The 19,552-nt window shown below is 53.0% G+C and carries 13 protein-coding genes; 7 read left to right on the plus strand and 6 right to left on the minus strand.

Annotated features, from left to right (window positions below; all coding sequences use genetic code 11):
- The first annotated feature begins 118 nt into the window (after positions 1-118).
- The 5 genes from DU481_RS02865 to ppsR all read left to right on the plus strand — a co-directional run bounded on the left by DU481_RS02865 (position 119) and on the right by ppsR (position 10,840).
- Positions 119-2,224, plus strand: coding sequence for a methyl-accepting chemotaxis protein (locus DU481_RS02865; protein WP_350132318.1), 2,106 nt, complete (start codon positions 119-121; stop codon positions 2,222-2,224).
- Positions 2,225-2,264: 40 nt separating this feature from the next.
- Complete coding sequence (locus DU481_RS02870) at positions 2,265-6,761, plus strand: hybrid sensor histidine kinase/response regulator (protein WP_350132320.1); 4,497 nt, start codon at positions 2,265-2,267, stop codon at positions 6,759-6,761.
- Positions 6,762-6,823: 62 nt separating this feature from the next.
- Positions 6,824-7,531 carry an NlpC/P60 family protein gene (locus DU481_RS02875; RefSeq protein ID WP_350132323.1) on the plus strand — a complete coding sequence of 236 codons (708 nt, stop codon included), beginning with the start codon at positions 6,824-6,826 and terminating at the stop codon, positions 7,529-7,531.
- Between the two features lie 106 nt (positions 7,532-7,637).
- Positions 7,638-10,013 (plus strand): phosphoenolpyruvate synthase, encoded by a 2,376-nt coding sequence (gene ppsA, locus DU481_RS02880; protein WP_350132326.1) that lies wholly within the window; start codon positions 7,638-7,640, stop codon positions 10,011-10,013.
- A complete protein-coding gene (gene ppsR / locus DU481_RS02885) occupies positions 10,010-10,840 on the plus strand; it encodes a posphoenolpyruvate synthetase regulatory kinase/phosphorylase PpsR (protein ID WP_350132329.1) in 831 nt (276 codons plus the stop codon). The genes ppsA and ppsR overlap by 4 nt, the downstream gene beginning before the upstream one ends.
- Positions 10,841-10,914: 74 nt before the next feature.
- Here ppsR and DU481_RS02890 read toward each other — a convergent pair whose 3' ends face one another.
- The 3 genes from DU481_RS02890 to mutL all read right to left on the minus strand — a co-directional run bounded on the left by DU481_RS02890 (position 10,915) and on the right by mutL (position 14,637).
- A complete protein-coding gene (locus tag DU481_RS02890; protein WP_350132331.1) occupies positions 10,915-11,307 on the minus strand; it encodes a surface-adhesin E family protein in 393 nt (130 codons plus the stop codon).
- Between the two features lie 72 nt (positions 11,308-11,379).
- Complete coding sequence (locus tag DU481_RS02895) at positions 11,380-12,732, minus strand: carboxypeptidase-like regulatory domain-containing protein (RefSeq protein ID WP_350132334.1); 1,353 nt, start codon at positions 12,730-12,732, stop codon at positions 11,380-11,382.
- Positions 12,733-12,846: 114 nt separating this feature from the next.
- Complete coding sequence (gene mutL / locus DU481_RS02900; RefSeq protein ID WP_350132337.1) at positions 12,847-14,637, minus strand: DNA mismatch repair endonuclease MutL; 1,791 nt, start codon at positions 14,635-14,637, stop codon at positions 12,847-12,849.
- Between the two features lie 100 nt (positions 14,638-14,737).
- Between mutL and DU481_RS02905 the strand changes: the two genes are divergently transcribed.
- Positions 14,738-15,337: a glycoside hydrolase family 19 protein gene (locus DU481_RS02905; protein WP_350132340.1), complete on the plus strand. Its 600-nt coding sequence runs from the start codon at positions 14,738-14,740 to the stop codon at positions 15,335-15,337.
- On the plus strand, positions 15,334-15,843 hold the full coding sequence (locus tag DU481_RS02910; protein ID WP_350132342.1) for a hypothetical protein: 510 nt from the start codon (positions 15,334-15,336) through the stop codon (positions 15,841-15,843). The genes DU481_RS02905 and DU481_RS02910 overlap by 4 nt, the downstream gene beginning before the upstream one ends.
- A 16-nt stretch (positions 15,844-15,859) precedes the next feature.
- Here the strand turns inward: DU481_RS02910 and DU481_RS02915 are convergent, their stop codons facing one another.
- From DU481_RS02915 to DU481_RS02925, 3 genes are all read right to left on the minus strand, one after another.
- On the minus strand, positions 15,860-17,161 hold the full coding sequence (locus DU481_RS02915) for a putative bifunctional diguanylate cyclase/phosphodiesterase (RefSeq protein WP_350132345.1): 1,302 nt from the start codon (positions 17,159-17,161) through the stop codon (positions 15,860-15,862).
- Between the two features lie 29 nt (positions 17,162-17,190).
- Entirely contained in the window at positions 17,191-18,534 is a 1,344-nt protein-coding gene (locus tag DU481_RS02920; protein WP_350132347.1) for a cyclic di-GMP phosphodiesterase, read from the minus strand.
- Positions 18,535-18,678: 144 nt separating this feature from the next.
- Complete coding sequence (locus DU481_RS02925; RefSeq protein WP_350132349.1) at positions 18,679-19,542, minus strand: hypothetical protein; 864 nt, start codon at positions 19,540-19,542, stop codon at positions 18,679-18,681.
- Between the last annotated feature and the right edge of the window lie 10 nt (positions 19,543-19,552).

Below are 19,552 nucleotides of genomic sequence, written 5' to 3' on the forward strand. Positions count from 1 at the left end.
CTGTCTTTGATTACGCACTCCAGCAGTTAAGCTGTCGTCCGGTATTTCCCCTGTCTGATGCCGTTTGTTTTTGAAAGAACGGACATTCAGAAAGTCTGACTTCAAGCTGGAGAACACAATGGAAGACAATTTTTCTAAATTCGGATTGCCAACCGGTTTGGTTGCGTTAGGTAAGAAGTTGCCGGTGCTTGCGGCGCCCGCAAAGAAAAATATTCCCAAGGATGCTGCGCTGGTAAACAACAGCTGGGTGCTGGGTGGTGTCGTGATGTTTTTCACCGTGCTGTTGTTGATGACGCTAACAATCAGCGTGCGCCAAGCCAGACAGAATGCGATCCAGCCGGAGCTGGCCGCGCAGTTGCAAATTCAGCACGCGCATATCGCCAATGCCTTACAACAGGCGCTGTTCGGCGAAGCAGCAGCCTTTACCCGGTTGCGCGACAGCCGGCAGCAATTCAATCATGACATTACCCTGTTATTGCAAGGCGGTTCGTATCGCGGCACAACCGTGGCGGTTGCGGATGATTCATTAGCGCCGGGCTTGCACACTTATTTCAGAAACTGGCAACTGGAAGATCAAAGGATCGATTTGATTCTGAATCAGCAGGAACCTCTCATACGGCTCAACAACAGCATCAAGGCGGCCAATATTGCACACAGCCAGTTAGCGAGACGCATGGACGAGCTGATCAATCGCATGACGGAAGCCGGAAATCTGTCCCAAGAAATACGTACCGTGGAAACGATCAAAATACACGCGCGCACCGTGGCCAAAAATGTGAAGACGCTGCTGCCGCTCGAATCGCCACTGGCGGAAATCACTGCGCAACTGGCGCAGGATCATGCGCAAGTTGCCGCGATGATCCAAACCCTGAGTCAAGGCAATCATGGTCTTGGCGCAATTTCCAGCAAGCACGAGGTGATCCAGGATCTGTTATCGCATGCGTATGCGCAATTGAGAAAATTTGACGAGCATTTACATATTATCCGCAAAGAAATTCCTGTCGCGCTGACGATGGAATCCGCAATCGACGAGATTGTGAACAGCCATGCTGCGATGCAGGAACAAGCCGCAACGCTCGACGATGAAATACAGCAGCAAAACAGTCATTCCGCGTTGCTGCTGAATACGCTGACAATGATCCTGGTCGCCTGTGCCGTGCTGGCACTGGTCTTGTTAATCCGGTCGGTGCGCCGCAATGCCTATCATCAGGATCTGGCCAACCGCAATGAAGTCGAGAAAGCGCAAAAAGCGATTGTGACACTGTTGGATGACATGAAAAAAATCGCTGACGGCGATCTGACGGTGCGTACCGACATCACCAACCATATGACCGGTGCGATTGCCGACGCCATCAACAGTACCATCGAGGAATTGCACACACTGGTGGAGCAGGTCAATCAGGCGGGCGCATTGGTGGTGAAAGCATCCCATCAGGCGCAGCAAGTTTCGTCCGGTTTGTTAACTGCGGCGCAGCAGCAAACGGATAGAATCGAACAAACCACTCTGGCGGTGGTCGGCATGACGGAATCGATCAGTGACATATCGGACATGGCCACGGAATCCGCCAAAGTCGCGAAACAATCATTGGCCGCGGCGGAGAAAGGCACGCTGGCGGTGCGTGAGTCGATCGCCGGAATGAACGAAATCCGCACGCATATCCAAGATACCTCGAAACGGATTAAGCGCCTCGGCGAAAGCTCGCAGGAAATCGGCGAGATTGTCGCGTTGATCACCGACATCACCGATCAAACCAACGTGTTGGCTCTGAACGCAGCGCTGCAGGCCACTGCCGCTGGTGAAGCCGGGCACGGATTTACCGTGATTGCACAAGAAGTGCAGCGTCTAGCGGAACGGTCGGCGGAAGCAAGCAAGCAGATCAGCGAATTGATCATCACCATTCAGGGCGACACGCAGGATGCCATTGCGGCGATGGAGCGCAGCACGCTCGGCGTGGCGAAAGGCGCGAAACGCTCCGACGCGGCGGGCCGGGCGCTGGAAGAAATCGAGCAAGTATCCAAGCAACTGGCGCAGCTGGTCACGCATATTTTTGACGTGACCAATACGCAGACACGCGCGGCGCATAAGGTGGTTGCCAATATGGAAGAAATTCTTCATATTACCCGGCAGACGACACAAGGAACGCTGAAAACCACGGGATCGATAAAACAGATCGCAGGATTCGCGTCCGAACTGAAAGCATCGGTATCGAACTTCAAGGTGTGATGCCAGTGCCGGTTTCTCTATCGATTGATGGTACAAAAATATGAGCGCGCAAGCCAAACTGAATATTGCTTCGATTATCGGGATCAAGGACGGGATTGACCAAGTCTTTGCATTGATCGACCAGAATCTGGAAGTGTACAGCCAGCATCCCGGCAAGACCGATCTCATCAAGGATTGCCGCGGTTATATTCATCAGCTTGACGGTTTGCTCGAGATGCTGGGATTGACCAGCATTACCATCGTCACCGGAAAAATGGAGCAACTGGTCGAGGCGCTGATCACTAAGAAAATTGAACCCAGTGCGCCGGTATTCGATGCGCTGAGGCAATCCACCAAGGCGCTGCTGTTTTACTTGAATGAATTGATCGATGGAGCGGAAGAAAATCCGTTGCGGCTGTTCCCGGCGTATCGCGGTTTGATGCAGGTGTACGGTTTTGAAAACGCGCCCGAAAGCGATTTGTTTTTCCCCCGTTTAGCGGCCGCACCAGCATTAAAAGCCGAAGCCGCCGCTATTGACGCGGCTGCCGCTAAGATTCTGGCCAAGCAATTGGGCGCCGAGTATCAAGCCGGTTTGCTGAAGTGGCTGCGCGATCCATCGAATCAGGACGGCTTGCGGCAAATGGCCGCCGTGGCGGATAAAATCGAGGCGTTTCCGGGAACTACCGATGCGCGTGCATTCTGGTGGGTGACGGCCGGTTTTCTGGAAGATTTGCTGCAACTGGATAGCAGCCAAATCGATTTGCCGGTTCGCCGTCTATGCGGAAAGATTGAGCAAACCATCCGCCATTTGGCGGCGGGTACGACCGGTAACACGTCCATGTTAATGCGCGAATTGCTGTACCACATCGCGCACAGCGAATCGGACAGCGCGCGCATCAATGCGATCAAGCACAGTTACACTTGGCCCGGTCAAACCAAGGACCAGGATACGCCGACGTTTGAAGAAGCGGAGACGCTGCGTCCCATATTGGACAGGTTGCGCGATACGTTGATGCAGGCGAACGATATCTGGCGCGAGTTCTGTGCCGGGCATCAGGAAAGCCTGGTTACATTATTGGAATACGTTGACTGGCTCAGCCATCAAGCGCGGCAAACGGAGTGTGCGCCGCTGGTGAAATTAATCGACGCCATTGGCGATACGGTGACGTACTTGCACAATCATCCGCAGGAAACGAGTGAAGAGCTGGCGATGGAGATGGCCACGGCACTACTGCTGGTTGAGAGCATTATTGACGATTTTTATAAGCTACCTGACGATCTGCCGTACCAGATCGACGTGATTGATTCCCGTCTGCACGGCATTACGACGGGTGATATCCAGATCGGCGAACTGCCACCGGCACCGACATTCAAAGTGCTGGATGGTAAAACACAGGAAAAAGAATTATTGGCGCAGGTGGCGCAGGAAATTCTGACGAATCTGGCGCACATCGAAAGCATTCTGGATAAATTCTTTTTTGAACCCGCTCAGCGTTCGGAATTGCCGCTGCTGCCGGATTTGTTCAAGCAGGTCTCCGGTACCTTGGTTATGCTGGATCTGGAGCGTGCGCATACGCTGCTGCATCATTGCCACGGTCTGGTTGAAAAACTATCGAAGCCAGGCTACGAGATTGTCGAAACCGAGCAAATTCTGCTCGTCGATGGATTGAGCAGCTTGGGTTTCTATATCGAAGCATTGCGCAGCGGGCAACCTGATAGCGAGCAGATTGTCGAGGAAGCCATCAAGCTGTTCCAGATCGCCGCTAATGCAACCCACGCAACCCCGCCATTGCGAACGGCTGCGCTAAATGCGGATACCGCATCCGCTGCGGCGGTGAGTGACGCTATCGATCCCGAGCTGCTCGGCATATTCCTGGAAGAAGCGGATGAAGTGCTGGCGGGTATCGCCGGTGATGTACGCAAATGCCGCATTAATCCAACCGATCAAGAAGCACTGGCGAGTGCGCGGCGCGGATTTCACACGTTGAAAGGCAGCGGCCGCATGGTCAGGCTCGATGATTTGAGTGAAGTGGCCTGGAATCTGGAGCAAGTGCTGAATCTTTGGTTAAGTGAAAAAAGATCCGCTTCCGATCCGCTGCTCGACTTGGTTGACCAGGCTTGCCAGGCGTATGGCGGATGGTGTGACGATCTGCGCGAACACGGCGTAGCCGAGGTTGATGCGGACGCAATAATGCGAGCGGCACAAGAACTGCTAACGCGTGCCAAAACCATTCCAGTACCCCCGGTTCCGGACGAACCGGTTCAATCAGTTCAGCCGGAACAGCTACCGCCCACTGCCGCACCGGCAGATCGGATCAATCCGGAATTGCTTGCGGTATTTCTGGAAGAAACGCACGACATCATTCCGCGCATGGGCGCAAAACTGCGTGCGTGGCGCATGTTGCCGCAAGACGAGGATATTCATCATGCATTGTTGCGTTTGCTGCATACCCTGAAAGGCAGCGCGCGCATGGCGGGCGCCATGCAACTGGGTGAGTTGATTCATGCGATGGAAAGCCATGTGGAAACGGCTTTCCGCGCGCGCAATATTTCCGATGCCGCGCTGGATCAGCTGGAAAGCGAATTTGACGCGATCAGCGGCGAGATCGAACAGCTCCAGCGCGATGAAAGTACTGTCATTCAAGCAAGCGATGCACTGACTGCCGCAGCCGTGGCGATCGCCGAAATGGCGCAACCGCCCGCCGAAACCACCGGGTTGCTGCAATCCAAAACGTTGCTGCGTATCAATTCCGAGCTGATTGACCGTCTCGTCAACGATGCCGGAGAAGCCAGCATTCTGCGCTCAAAAATCGAGGCGCAGCTGAACAATTTCAAACAATCCTTGCAGGATTTGACGGAAAGCACACATCGCTTGCACGATCAGTTGCGCGAAGTGGAAATCCAGGCGGAAACGCAAATGCAATCGCATCTTGCCCATCAACAGGAAAGCGAACCGGCATTTGATCCGCTCGAGTTTGATCGTTTCTCGCGCTTCCAGGAATTGACCCGGCTGATGGCCGAGAGCGTCGATGACATCATCAGTGTGCAAAAAAGCTTGCGGACCACGCAGATTGCCGCTGAGGAAGCGGTTGCGCAGCAAGCGGTGATGAACCGGCAGTTGCAGCAATCGTTGCTGCAAATCCGTACCATCCCGTTCAGTAACTATGCCGAACGCTATTACCGTATCGCCCGGCAAGTGGCCGAGGATTTGGGCAAAAAGGCCAGCCTGGAGATTCACGGTGCCGACGTTGAAATTGACCGCAATGTACTGGAGAAAATCAACCCGCCGCTGGAACATCTGCTGCGTAACGCCATCGCCCACGGTATCGAAGAACCGGAGGAGAGACAGCGACTCGGCAAATCCGAAACTGGACAAGTCGAAATCCGGCTGCGTCAGGAAGGTAACGAAGTGACCATCACGTTGAGCGACGATGGTCGCGGCCTGAATCTGCCGCGCATCCGCAAGGAAGCGCAGCGGCTGGGGCTGATTCGCAACGATGCGGTGCTTGGCGATGACAAGGTGATGTCGCTGATTTTCATGCCCGGCTTGTCGACTACCGATTCGGTGACGGGAATAGCGGGGCGCGGCATTGGCCTGGATATTGTGAAGAATGAGATTACCATGCTGGGCGGGCGCATCAGTGTGGAATCCACGCCCAATCAGGGAACGGTTTTCACGATTAACCTGCCACTGACCTTATCGGTTGCGCAAACGTTGATGGTTCGCACCGGCAAGCAAACCTATGCGATTCCCGCTTTTATTGTCGAGCAGCAATGTGAATTCGATGCGGAAACGTTGCAGAAAATCTACCAGGATCATTGTGTTACCCTCAATGGGAAAACCTATCCGTTTGCACATCTATCGCATTTGCTGGGCGAATCCGGCATTGTGCCGGAAACCGCCAAACACAGTCAGGTCTTGTTCCTGCATAGCGGCACCCAGCATCTGGCGGTACATGTCGACGAATTGCTCGGCAGCAACGAAGTGGTCGCAAAGAATATCGGCGCGCAACTGGCGCAAGCGCCCGGCGTGGAAGGTGCGACCATTACCGGTGACGGCGAAGTGATTCTGATCCTGAATCCGGTGAAACTGATGCAGCGCAGCGACGTGCAACAAGTGCTCAGTACGCCGGTTACCGCACTGACTCCGGCGAAGAAAAAGAAAACCGCCGCGCCACCCGCTGTCATGGTGGTGGACGATTCGCTGACTGTGCGCAAAGTCACCTGCCGCCTGTTGGAGCGCGAAGGTTGCGATGTGCTGATCGCGAAGAATGGCGCGGAAGCAATCGACATTCTTCAGGAATCTATTCCGGACGTCATGTTGATCGATTTGGAAATGCCGAAAATGAACGGTTTTGAGTTGATCAAGAAAGTGCGCGACAATCCCGCAACGGCGCATATGCCGGTGATCATCATTTCGTCGCGCACTGCGGAAAAACACCGGAAAATTGCCAAGGACCTGGGCGTTGACGTATTTCTTGGCAAACCTTACAAAGAGGATGAGCTGCTCGATCATTTGTCCGACCTGATCGAGAAACGTAAGAAGTGGAAGCTGTAGAGAGAAATACTGCATAATTCCACCCTGGGCTATGTATTCAATTCATAGAAATTCCGGGAGGGATGATGGCAAGCAGTGCAGTCAAACAAATTCAACAAGCGCTGAAAAATAAAGGTTTTGATCCGGGTGAAATCGACGGTATTTGGGGACGCAATACCATCGCCGCAGTGATGCAATTTCAGCAGCGCCAGGGTCTTGAAGTGGATGGTATCGTGGGTCCGGAAACTTCCGCAGCGCTTTTTTCCGGCACGCCGTCGGCTATTCCAGCGAACACCCCATTACTCCCTTGGTTTGAAGAAGCAAAGCATTTAATGGGCACGAAGGAAGTGCTCGGCAACAAGAACAATCCTGACATTATGGATTGGGCCAAGAATCTCGATATCAGTTATGCCGGTGACGATGTGCCGTGGTGCGGGTTATTCGTGGCGCACTGTGTCGGTACCACCCTGCAGCAGGAAGTATTGCCGGGAAATCCACTGGGTGCGCGTCAGTGGGAAAAATTCGGCGTCTCTACCAATCCTCGTTTGGGCGCTATCATGGTGTTCTGGCGTGAATCGCTGGCGAGCGGAAAAGGTCATGTGGGTTTCTATGCCGGTGAAGATGACGATGCCTATCAAATTCTTGGTGGAAATCAATCCGACGCAGTGTGTCTGATGTGGTTGAGCAAAGACAGATTGCGTGGTGCGCGTTGGCCTAAAACCGCTAGTTCTCTGAATACCAGCGTTGTTCTGAAAGACAGGAATGAAGGGTTGTCGATCAACGAAGCCTGATACTTGCCAATCCATAAAAATAATCGCTCTGCAAATTTATATCCAATCAAGTCAACTATAGTAAAACGGAAGCTTATTCCAGCCTTGCTCACATAGGAGTTTTCCAATGATCCAATATATCGCCTGGTTTGATCAATTAACGATGCACGATGTTGCTCTGGTCGGTGGTAAAAATGCTTCGCTGGGGGAGATGATCAGTCATCTGGCGCAGGCCGGTGTTAATGTACCGGCGGGTTTTGCTACCACCACCGAGGCATACCGGGAATTTTTGAATGTCAATGGGCTAGCGGATCGCATCAATCAGTTGTTGAACGGCTTGAATGTCGACGACACGCAAGCGTTGTCCGCTGCCGGTAAAGCGATACGCGGCTGGGTGCTCGATGCCGCGCTGCCGGAAGCATTGTTGCAAGCGGTATCGCAAGCTTATGAAAAATTGGCCGCCAATAGCGGCGAAAATGTGTCGTTCGCGGTGCGTTCGTCGGCGACTGCCGAGGATCTGGCCGACGCATCGTTTGCCGGACAGCAGGAAACGTTGCTGAATGTGCATGGTCTGGATCAAATCATCGCGGCCATCAAGGTGGTATTTGCTTCGTTGTATAACGACCGGGCGATTGCATACCGCGTGCACCAGCGATTCCCGCACGACAAAGTGTATCTGTCTGCCGGAATTCAGAAAATGGTGCGCAGCGACCTCGGCGCCAGCGGTGTGATGTTTACACTGGATACCGAATCCGGTTTCCGTGAAGCGATTTTTATCACGGCGGCGTATGGATTGGGTGAAACCATCGTGCAGGGCATCGTCAATCCGGACGAGTTCTATGTCTATAAGCGCGGGTTGGCGGCCGGTAATCCCGCCATTTTGTCGCGGCGGCTGGGCACTAAAGCCATCGAGATGGTGTACGCGGATAAAAAAAGCGGTGGCGATGCATTGACGTTGACGCGCGATGTCGAAACCGCGCGGCGCATGCGTTTTTCGCTATCGGATGAGCAAGTCGAAGCGCTGGCGCGTCAGGCGGTGATCATCGAACAGCATTATGGCCGTCCGATGGATATCGAATGGGCCTTGGACGGGCAGGATGGGCAACTGTACATTGTGCAGGCGCGGCCGGAAACGGTGGAAAGCCGCTCCTCATTGGTGCTGGAACGCTTTAAGCTGACCGGCCAAGGGGCCGTGCTGGCCGAAGGGCGCGCGATTGGCAGCAAGATCGGCCAGGGAACGGCGCGCCTGATCACGAAGATTGATCAGATGCATCAAATTCAGCCCGGCGATGTCTTGGTGACCGACATGACCGACCCGGATTGGGAACCGATCATGAAACGCGCGTCGGCGATCGTCACCAATCGCGGCGGACGGACTTGCCACGCGGCGATTATCGCGCGCGAAATGGGCATTCCCGCCGTGGTCGGCTGCGGCGATGCCACGGTGCAAATCAAGGAAGGCGCAGCAGTTACGGTTTCCTGCGCGGAAGGTGATAGCGGTTATGTTTATGACGGCTTACTGGCCTTTGAACATACCACTGCGGATGCCGGAAAATTGCCGGACTTGCCGCTGAAAATCATGATGAACATCGGCAATCCGTTGCACGCTTTTTCGTTTTCGCGCATGCCGAATCGAGGCGTGGGGCTGGCCCGGCTGGAATTCATCATCAACAACATGATCGGCATCCATCCCAAGGCGTTGCTGGAATTCGATCAGCTGCCCGATGATTTGAAACGGGAAATCGCTAGCCGCATCGCCGGTTATCAGAACCCCATCAGTTTCTATGTGGACAAATTGACCGAAGGCATCGCTACGCTGGCGGCGGCGTTTTATCCGCATGCAGTCATCGTGCGCACCTCCGATTTCAAATCCAACGAGTACGCCAATTTGCTCGCGGGCGACCGCTACGAGCCGCACGAAGAGAATCCGATGATCGGCTTTCGTGGCGCATCGCGTTATCTCGCGCCCGCGTTCCGCGATTGTTTTGCGCTGGAATGCCGCGCGCTGCACAAGGTGCGTGACGACATGGGATTGACCAACGTCGAGATCATGATTCCGTTCTGCCGCACCTTGGAAGAAGCGGAGCAAGTGATTGCGTTGCTTGCTTCGCACGGGCTGGAGCGCGGCAAAAACGGTTTGCGCGTGATCATGATGTGCGAGATTCCATCCAATGCGCTGCTGGCGGAAGAATTCTTGCAGTATTTCGACGGTTTTTCGATTGGCTCCAACGATATGACGCAACTCGCGCTTGGCGTTGACCGTGACTCCAGTCTGGTCGCGCATGTGTTCGACGAACGCAACCCGGCGGTGAAGAAATTGCTGGCAATGGCCATTGACGCATGCCGCAAGCAAGGCAAATACATCGGCATTTGCGGGCAAGGGCCGTCGGATTACCCGGATTTCGCCGCTTGGTTATATGAGCAAGGCATCGGCAGCCTATCCTTGAATCCCGATTCGGTGATGCAGACCTGGCTGGATCTGGCTAAGCTGAGCAAGCGATGACGAAGCAAAAGCGCACCGTTTTCTACTTGTCCGACCGTACCGGCATCACTGCGGAAACGCTCGGACATAGTTTACTGACGCAATTTGACGGTATCGAGTGGGAGACGATCAACGTACCTTTTTTGGATGACATGGATAATGCCCAAGCCGTGTTAGCGCAGATTAATCATGCTGCCGAGCGCGACGGGCATCGGCCTTTGGTGTTCAGTACTTTGCTAAAACCGGAAATTCTGGAGATCATCAAACAAGCGAACTGCCGCATATTTGATTTCTTTGAAACCTTTATCCGCTCCATCGAAGAGGAATTGCATCAGCCGTTTGCGCGCATGGCCGGGCGTTCGCACGGCTTGCAGCATCATTTGTCGTATTTCAAACGTATCGCCGCGATCAATTACGTGATGGCGCACGACGATGGCGTCAATCCGAAGCATTTCACCGATGCCGACATCATTCTCACCGGCGTTTCGCGCTCTGGCAAAACGCCGACCTGCCTGTATTTGGGGCTGCAATACGGCATCGCCGCGGCGAACTATCCGCTGACGCCGGACGACATGGACGTGCAACAGCTTCCGGCGGTGCTCGAACCGGTCAAACACAAACTGTTCGGCCTTACGCTGACCCCGGCGCAACTGCACTTCATTCGCCAGGAACGCCGCCCGGACAGCCAATACGCCTCACTGGTGCAATGCCAGCGGGAAATTCAATGGCAGGAGTCGTTGTTTAGCCGCTACGATATTCCGTATCTCGATACCACACGCATTTCCATCGAGGAAATTAGTGCGATCATTTTGGATCGTTGCGGCTTGAAACGGCAATTGTATGGGTGAACATGTGTTAAAGTGGGCCTACGGATAGCACGACCCTATCAGCTTTTGACTACCCGATGGCCGGTTGATGAGTTTTACTCACTACACGCCACTTTCCATTCCACTTCCTCCAGACTATCCGGTTTCACCATTTCCCATTTCTGCGGCTGGTTGTATGAGCGCACCAGGTCGCCGTGTTCCATGTTCAAGCTGAAAAGTGAGTAGGCCAAGGTGCGGATTTGTTTTTCCTGGCAGTTGTATTCGCGCCGGATTTTTTCCGATAGAAATTCCGCACCGGCGGCTTTTTGCAACGTTTGGTAATCGAACAGAACCGCCATTTTGGCCCGGCCCGCTGCTTTGCGGAGCGAGGTTGGATCGGCATACAGAACTGAACCGCCTTTGCGGTCGCTTTCGCTGATGCGGGTCCATTCGGCCATTGTGCTGGTACTGACGAACATCAGGGTTAAACCAAAGAATACTTTTCTCATAAAACCTTATTGTTGTTTTTTGTTATCCGGGCGGAATTGCTCCGGGTGAAAATAATGGAACCTAATATTCCGTTATTTTTGTCCTCCATCATCGACGGCAATAGCCAAGTTCTTTTTCACGATGGCTTGCGCGCGTTCGATTTTTACCGTGTCTTTTTTCAGGATTGCTTCATTGTCGATCGATTTGACGCTGATGCTGTGCTCGCCGACCGGCACGTTACTCAGTACATAAAATCCTTGCTCGTCGGTAATCGAATGAATTTGCGGTAATTCAGTCAGGAATACTTCCGCTTTCTTCCCGGCTGCGTCTTGAATGGTGACGACACCGGCAATCGCGCCATATTGTAGTGCTTCGCCGCTTCCTGGGGTGATTTTGTTGGCGATCGACCGCACCATCAGCAGAATTGTTTCCGATGCGAATCCGGCAGTGAAAGCCAACACGACCGAATTGGTGATATTACCCGGTTCGATCAGATAATACGCCAGGATAGCCAGCAGTGGCGCTGAAATGTATTGCACCATCTGAAAGATCAGGTGCTCGCGGAATTCGTATTGCGTTAATTTGGGTTGTTGTTCCGTGGCGATGTGCTCCGCGCCTGCTTGCTTTTGCAATTCAGGTAACCGCCGGGTGAGACTGATACTGCCGCCCATCAAAGCCAAGATGATGAAATAGAGCGGAATGAGCAGGCCATCCTTCACTTGGCAAGTGACCGACTTGCCAAAGTTTGGGTCGCTGTCTTTAGTGCACTGTTCGATATGTCCGCCGATGTTGATGACCCATGCTTTGCCGGCAGTTCCGCCTCCCGGATTTTGCGTTTTACCTGCATTTTCGGCTTTGGGCAAGGGTTGGGAGCCTGATTCATTTTTAACTTCGGGTTTAGCTTCCGGCTCTGCGCAAAGCAAGGTTTTCGCTTTCGGATCCAAAGAGCAGCCGACAAATACAGCGATCGGCCGTTCACGCAGTGTTTTGAGGTATCGTCCTGCATCGGGTTTTGTCTTCTCTTGTCCGGTGGATTCCTGTTGCACGGTTCCGTCAGAATGACTGGATGTTTTTTCCACAAAACTGAACAGCGGATTGATGAAGGGATAAAAAGTCAGCAACAGCGATATCAACATGAAACTATACGCAAAGATCATCCACTTATTGCGTTGCCGGGATCTGATGTCTTCGATTCTTTTTCTTTCATCTTGCGTCGATCCTTCTGCCGGTAACGCTTCAATCGGATAAGTGAAGATATGCACAAAGATGATGCACATGGAAATGACGACGGGAAGAATGGGAATGCCGCTTTCGCCATCCAGTATTTTAAAGATATAGATAAATATGCCAAACGATAAGTTGATAACATGAGCGGCGATCCATAGCACGTTAACTTTTGCCCATTCTTTCATTTCCGCAAAGGAATCCCCGCGACCTGCACTCATGTTATTTCCCCTTTTTTCAATTTCCGGTATCAAGAAAAAGAACTGCTTTCTGACCATTGATGGTAGCTTAATGTTAATGATCTGTACCGTAAAGCGATTAACTCTCAAAAATCGTTATTTCCCGCGCATGAACAATTTATCCAGTTCGGCCAGACTGGTTTCAAACCATGTCGGCCTGCCGTGATTGCATTGACCGGAGCGCTCGGTAGTCTCCATATCGCGCAGCAAGGCGTTCATTTCCTCGAGGGTCAATCTGCGGTTGGCGCGGACAGCGCCGTGGCAAGCCATTGTGGCGAGGATTTCATTGCGATGCGCGGTGAGGATCTGACTGGCGCCGTATTCGCGGATTTCACGCAGAATGTCGCGCGCGAGCTGGGCGATGTCGGCGTCCTTGAGCGAGGCCGGAACCGCGCGTACGGTTAGCGTGACGGGTGACAGGATCGCGATATCAAACCCCAGTTGTTCCAGCGTGCTGTGATTTTCTTCAACCACAGCAACCTCCAGACTATCGGCGTGAAGAACGACTGGGATCAGCAGCGGTTGCATCGCGATTTCGTGCTGATCGAGCGCTTGTTTGAGTTGTTCGTACATAATCCGTTCGTGTGCCGCGTGCATGTCGACAACCACCAAGCCGCGCGCATTCTGCGCCAGGATATAGACACCATGCAGTTGTCCCAATGCGAAACCAAGCGGATGGTCGTCCAGCTTTTCGTGCACTGAAACGGCTTGATCGGGTTTTGCAGTTTGTGCAGCGAAAGTATTGGCCGGTGTTGCCGGGTATACGCGCGGCTCCACGCCAAACAAGGTGCCGTAAAAACTGCCGGGTTGCGACACTGGTGCGGATTGTGCCTGACCGGTCTTGGGGTAGGCAGGGAATGACCGGGTTGGTTGTTCCGGTTCAGCGGTATTCATGGTTCTGCTGGGAGTGGCGAGCGCTTTGTTGATCGCATGAAAAATGAATTGATGCAGCGCGCGCGCTTCACGGAAGCGGACTTCGGTTTTGGTGGGATGCACATTGACATCGACGCTTTTCGGGTCGATTTCCAGAAACAACGCAAAAGCCGGGTGTTTGTCCAGATGCAATACATCGCGATAGGCTTCGCGCAGCGCGTGCGAAATCAGTTTATCGCTGACAAAGCGGTTGTTGACGAAAAAATACTGCGCGTCGCGAGAAGATCGCGCATAAGCCGGTAATGCCACCAGGCCATGCAAGCGCATGTCAGCGGATTGTTCGTCTACCGGCGCCGCTGTTTGTCCGAATTCCTCGCCCAGAATCGCCGCGATCCGTTGCGTGGAACTCGTGGCGCGTAACAGGCGGCGCACTTTACCGTTATGTTGCAGCACGAATTCAATCCCGGCTTGCGATAGCGCCAGGCGTTTGAAGGTTTCGTCGCAGTGCGCGAACTCGGTGGCTTCTGATTTCAGGAATTTGCGCCGGGCGGGAATGTTGAAGTACATATCGTTGACATCCAGCATCGTTCCACTGGCCAGCGAGGCGGGTTCGGGTTGCGAAACCGCTTTGCCTTCAATGCCGATCTGCCACGCATGGCTTTGACCGGCTTGACGGCTGGTCAAGGTCAACCGGGAAACGGCCGCGATACTAGCGAGTGCTTCGCCGCGAAAACCCAGGCTGGTGATCCGGTGCAGGTCTTCCAATGTGCTGATCTTGCTGGTGCTGTGGCGCGTCAGCGCCAGCAATAATTCGTCTTTGGCGATGCCGCTGCCGTCATCCGTGACGCGAATTTGCTTCACCCCGCCTTGCTGTAATTGCACGGTGATTTTTTTGGCGCCGGCATCAATACTGTTTTCCAGCATTTCCTTGAGCGCCGACGCAGGGCGTTCGACCACTTCACCAGCGGCAATTTGGTTAATCAATAATTCGGGGAGCGGTTTAATCGTGGGCATAACAAGCTGCGGTTATAAAATTGTGATTATAATGCGGAAGCAATCAAGTTCATTGTATGCCGACCAGTCATTTCACTGTTAAACATTTGGGAGAGCGAAAATGTTACCCCTGGATAAACTGAAAACCCATGTTCCCGATGCCGTGCTGGCCCAAATTCCGGATTGCGCCGCCAAGTTTGGCATCGATTCACCCTTGCGTCTGGCGCATTTTCTCGCACAATGCGCACACGAAAGCGCAGAGTTCAAAGCCTTGGAAGAAAACCTGAATTATTCCGCCGATGGGTTGAGGAAAGTATTTTCAAAATACTTTCCTGGCGATCTGGCGGATAGTTATGCCCGCCAACCGGAGAAAATCGCCTCGCGCGTGTATGCCAACCGTATGGGAAACGGCGACGAAGCCAGCAAAGAAGGCTATAAATACCGTGGCCGAGGTTATATTCAATTGACCGGTAAGGACAATTACAGCGCGTTTGCCAAGACGATCGGCGACGATGTGACCGCCAATCCGGATTGGGTCAAAACCAAATATCCGCTGTTATCCGCGGCGTGGTTCTGGAGTACCAGAGCGCTCAATGATCTGGCCGATCAAGGTGCGAGCGATGACGTGGTGACCAGAATCACCAAGAAGGTGAATGGCGGAACGCTGGGGCTGGATGACAGGATTAACCATTTCAAACAATACTACGCGTTATTGGCTTGAAAACGGTTGCGTTAATCGGCGGATTGCTCGGTCTGATCGCCGAGCCCGTATGGGCCGGGGAATCGCATTGCCAAGCGGATGAGCAAATCATATTTTCGTGTTCATTCGGAAAGAAAATGGTTTCGGTATGCGCATCGAACGATTTTTCCGCCAGTAAAGGCTATCTGCAATACCGTTTCGGATTGAAAAGCGCGCCGGAGCTGGTGTTTCCCGATTTGACGAAAGCTGCTCCGGCCGCGTCGTATGTGCAAGCACGAACGTTGATGTTCGCAGGCGGTGGCGGCGGTTATCTGCGTTTTATCAACGGACAGCATCACTACATTGTGTATAGCGCAATTGGCAAGGGATGGGGTGCGAAAGACGGTGTTGCGGTGGAGAAGAGCGGGCAATTGGTCGCCAACCTGGAATGCCGGGATGTGCCGGTGTCAAAATTAAGCGAGGAATTTTTCAATCATGCAAGCCTGCCTGCTGACCGGGATGAATTCCAGATTCCGGGGATTGATTAATCCGGCAGAACGCAGTTCAGCTTTCGGTTGCCGTGTCCGGCGAAGTCCGCAAAAAATCGAAGGATTGATTATTAACAGCTTCGATAAGCTCGGGCAACGGCATGGCTTTGCCGATGAGGTAGCCTTGGATGACGTCACATCCTAATGTCCGTAGGCGCTGGTAAGTCGCAAGATCTTCCACGCCTTCGGCAACCACTGACAGATTCAGCCGGTGCGCGAGAGTGATCATGGAATCGACGATACGCTCATGCTTATGGCGGGTTGCCATATGCCGGACAAATATCATGTCGATTTTCACTTCATCCAAAGGCAAATCCAGCATGCGCGCCATCGATGAATATCCCGTTCCAAAATCATCCATGGCGAGTTTTAAGCCCATTTTCTTAAGCTGATACAAAGTATCCAGTGTGCCCGCATGATTGGCCATTACCGCTGTTTCGGTCAGTTCAACGGTGATATCGCCAGCCGGTACATTCCACAAAGCTAAACCTTGCGCGACCAGTTCCGTGAGTTCCGGGTCGCGCAGATCGTCGGCGGAAAAGTTAATCGAAATCCCGGCATGTAATCCGGCCTTGCGATACTCGGCGCATTCTCTTAAAGCGGTGTGGAAAACCCACAGGGTGAGTTTGGGCATGAGCGCGGTTCCTTCCGCGATCTGGATCAGTTTATCCGTTCGAATTGGCCCATGATTGGGATGATGCCAGCGCAGCAACGCCTCGGTTGCCTTGATCTTGCCGCTGGCGATCTCGATTTGCGGTTGATAGCCCAAATGCAATCCGCCGGTTTCGATGGCGTTTCCCAGGTCGGACCAGAGATCAATCTGGAAAAGCAATGGATCTTCCCGTTCGTTAAGAAAAAGCTTGATCGGGTTTTGTTCCAGTTTTGCCTGCCGTACTGCCGCGCTGGCGTTACTCATCAATTGATCGAGTGTGTGGTTGTTTTCATTCAGTAATGCCACGCCAATGCGCGGAGCAAGGATGATGTTTCTTCTACCAAATGCAAAAGGCTGCGCCAAAATCCGGATAATTTTATGCGCGGCCAGCATGGCATGCGCATCGGTGAGCAAATCGGCCAGCAAACAACACAATTGATAGCGTCCGGTTATTCCGACCAGATCTTCGGGACCCAAAGCGTTTCTGAGCTGACCGGCGATTTGTTGCAGAATGTCGTCGACGACGGTAAATCCAAGTGCGCCATCCAATTCCGCCAGCCGCTCAAAGTTGACGATCAGCACGGCACTGCGCAGACCGGCCGGGTGCGCAGTGTTCAATTTGCGGGAAGCCTGTTGCAAGAAATCCTGATAAACAAGTACAGTCATAAATTCACGGTGTCAGTATGTGCAGCGGCTTATAAGTAATATTTCTGGGGATCGATTCCGTAAGCGCCCTGGGGTAAATCATTGACGATGGCATACTGGATACCGTTCGGGTTTGCGCCAGCGGTTCTTAAGTCCAGGGTCAACGGGGTGCTGTAGGGTTTCTTCCCGGCATCGCAGATGATCATGATGCAAGGAAGAAAGCGTTGTGTGCGATTATGTGTGAGCACGATGGCGATCTCGCCCGTATTGAGCTCAACCAGGCTGCCTACCGGGAACATGCCGACGCACTGGGCAAATTGTTCCACCAAAGTATAATTGAGACCGTTATGCGCATTTTCCTTGAGTTCCTTCAGCGCCTGGAATGGTTTCATGCCCGGCATGCCGGACTCTCCCCAGATGATCTCTTCATAGCAATCGACGATAGCCGCCATGCGCGAATAAGCATGCAATTGATTGGCGTATAAACCGAAAGGGTAGCCATTGCCGTTTTCGCGTTCATGGTGCTGAAGAATAATTTTAATGACTTCTTCCGGCGCGTTACTGAGCTGAGAAGCTATCTCTTCTCCATAGGCGATGTGCCGTTTCATCAGCTTGCGTTCATCCGGCGTGAGCGACATGTTTCTTTTGGCTTGAATCGCTTTGGGTAAACGTAATTTGCCGATATCCATCAGCAATCCGCCCAAACCCAATATTGACAATTCCTTGCGCGGAAGGCCGAGATGCCGTCCGAAGGCCAGTAAGTGCACCGAAGTTTTGATGGCGTTGTCGTAAAGCGCTTTCCCGGTGGTCTTAAGCTGCGCCAGTAAAATCGCTGCATCGGGATTACGGATAACGCTTTCACACAATGTGTCGACAACCTCATGAGCCTTCTGCATATCGATCTTAATTTCGTGTTCAAGGTTGAAGTTGATATCGTTGAATAAAGCAGACGCGATGTTATAAGCTTTTTCGGCGGCAGGAATCTCCTGCTCCGCCGTGCAAATATCCGCATAGGTTTGAACGCGCCGCAGCACATCCAGCGATTCGGTTTCTTGCGCTGAGGCAGGCGGGTGGTGCCAGCTCGATGCACTGGATGAAATGCGAGAATCGGTGTGAGGCATGGGGCGGTGCAGTCCTGGAGATTGCTGCAGAGAAGAATCCGGCGGTGCAGCGGCATGTGGTGCGTGTTGTTGCGCAATGAATGGCTCGCTCCTATCCATATCCACGTAAACATGTATGCAATAGCGCTTAAGCTCGTCAATGTCATGCTGGGACTGGATCAGGATGCCTTGAATCAGATAGGGTGTTTCAAGCCAAGGGCGATCAAGATCACTGACAAACATTCCCAGTTGTAAGTCATTAACGGACACTTCGATTGTACTATTGCTTATCATTCTAAGAAGGCTGGCGGATAGGTAAATAATATTTATCTATCTGAGTTTAATGTTTAATTCCGAGTTAATAAAAATAGAAAGCGCGGAAGCTTTCTCATATTTTATTGTTACGACGTATTGGAGTGTTTCTTAAGTCCGGCAGGCTTACCGTACAGGATTAATAAAGAACTCGCGCATCAGAAATTCTTCCAGTCCCGCAGTATCTTTTTCGCGAGCGGATAACACGACGACACGGTGCAGGCGGTGCGATTCCCAGTTGAAATCTTCCTTGTAATGTTCGCGGATCAATTGAATCATGCGGCGAATAATGGCGAGCTCGACATTACCATCCGACCCGGCTTCGACGTGAACCGTTTGCAGGCGCGGATTGCTTTGCCCCGTGGTCCAGGCGCGAAATGAGAATTCGGCGGTGCGCGGGCCGATACGGATAATCTGGAATATGCCGCTGGTGCCGGGGTTTTGCAGATTGCGCCGGATATTGGCCATGCGTATTTCATCCGCAGACAGTTGCTTGGTAGTGGCGGCGGGAGCGGAATCCGGCGTATCGAAAAGTCCTTCCGCGCGGCGGCGCGCTTTGGATTGATTGATATATTCGGAAAGATCCGATGGCGCATCGGCGGGCGGTTGCGGCGGCGCTTTGGTTTTTGCGACTTCTTTCGCCGGAATGGGCGCTTTCGGTTTTACAGGTTTTTCGGCTGCCTTGGGCTTGGTTTGTGGCCTTGCCTGAGCAGGCAGCGGCGGCGATTTGGGCGCGGGCTTGGGTTCTTCAATTTTGGGTTTTTCCAGTTCCGGCGGGGGCGGGTTGGGTGCGGAAGCCGGCATCGAACTGGTGGCGTTCTCGTCTTCGCTCAGGTCGATAAAGCTAGCGGCGATGGGTGGCGGTGTGTCAATTTCCACCTCCGGCATGGACAGAAAAAATCCCAAGCCCCAGATAATCAGCACCCAGACGAGCGCAGCCAGTGGCAACGGCCACCATAGGCGAATTTCTCTCGATCGGGAGCTGGCCATGCTTTTTTAC

The sequence above is a fragment of the Nitrosomonas sp. genome, assembly GCF_040240425.1.
Lineage (GTDB): Bacteria > Pseudomonadota > Gammaproteobacteria > Burkholderiales > Nitrosomonadaceae > Nitrosomonas.

Bases quoted from the DNA above. Each gene is read 5' to 3' on its own strand.
- DU481_RS02920 (WP_350132347.1), bottom strand. From the start codon at position 18,534: ATGATAAGCAATAGTACAATCGAAGTGTCCGTTAATGACTTACAACTG.
- DU481_RS02905 (WP_350132340.1), top strand. From the start codon at position 14,738: ATGTTACCCCTGGATAAACTGAAAACCCATGTTCCCGATGCCGTGCTG.
- ppsR (WP_350132329.1), top strand. From the start codon at position 10,010: ATGACGAAGCAAAAGCGCACCGTTTTCTACTTGTCCGACCGTACCGGC.
- mutL (WP_350132337.1), bottom strand. From the start codon at position 14,637: ATGCCCACGATTAAACCGCTCCCCGAATTATTGATTAACCAAATTGCC.
- DU481_RS02870 (WP_350132320.1), top strand. From the start codon at position 2,265: ATGAGCGCGCAAGCCAAACTGAATATTGCTTCGATTATCGGGATCAAG.
- DU481_RS02865 (WP_350132318.1), top strand. From the start codon at position 119: ATGGAAGACAATTTTTCTAAATTCGGATTGCCAACCGGTTTGGTTGCG.
- DU481_RS02875 (WP_350132323.1), top strand. From the start codon at position 6,824: ATGATGGCAAGCAGTGCAGTCAAACAAATTCAACAAGCGCTGAAAAAT.
- DU481_RS02925 (WP_350132349.1), bottom strand. From the start codon at position 19,542: ATGGCCAGCTCCCGATCGAGAGAAATTCGCCTATGGTGGCCGTTGCCA.
- DU481_RS02915 (WP_350132345.1), bottom strand. From the start codon at position 17,161: ATGACTGTACTTGTTTATCAGGATTTCTTGCAACAGGCTTCCCGCAAA.
- DU481_RS02895 (WP_350132334.1), bottom strand. From the start codon at position 12,732: ATGAGTGCAGGTCGCGGGGATTCCTTTGCGGAAATGAAAGAATGGGCA.
- DU481_RS02890 (WP_350132331.1), bottom strand. From the start codon at position 11,307: ATGAGAAAAGTATTCTTTGGTTTAACCCTGATGTTCGTCAGTACCAGC.
- ppsA (WP_350132326.1), top strand. From the start codon at position 7,638: ATGATCCAATATATCGCCTGGTTTGATCAATTAACGATGCACGATGTT.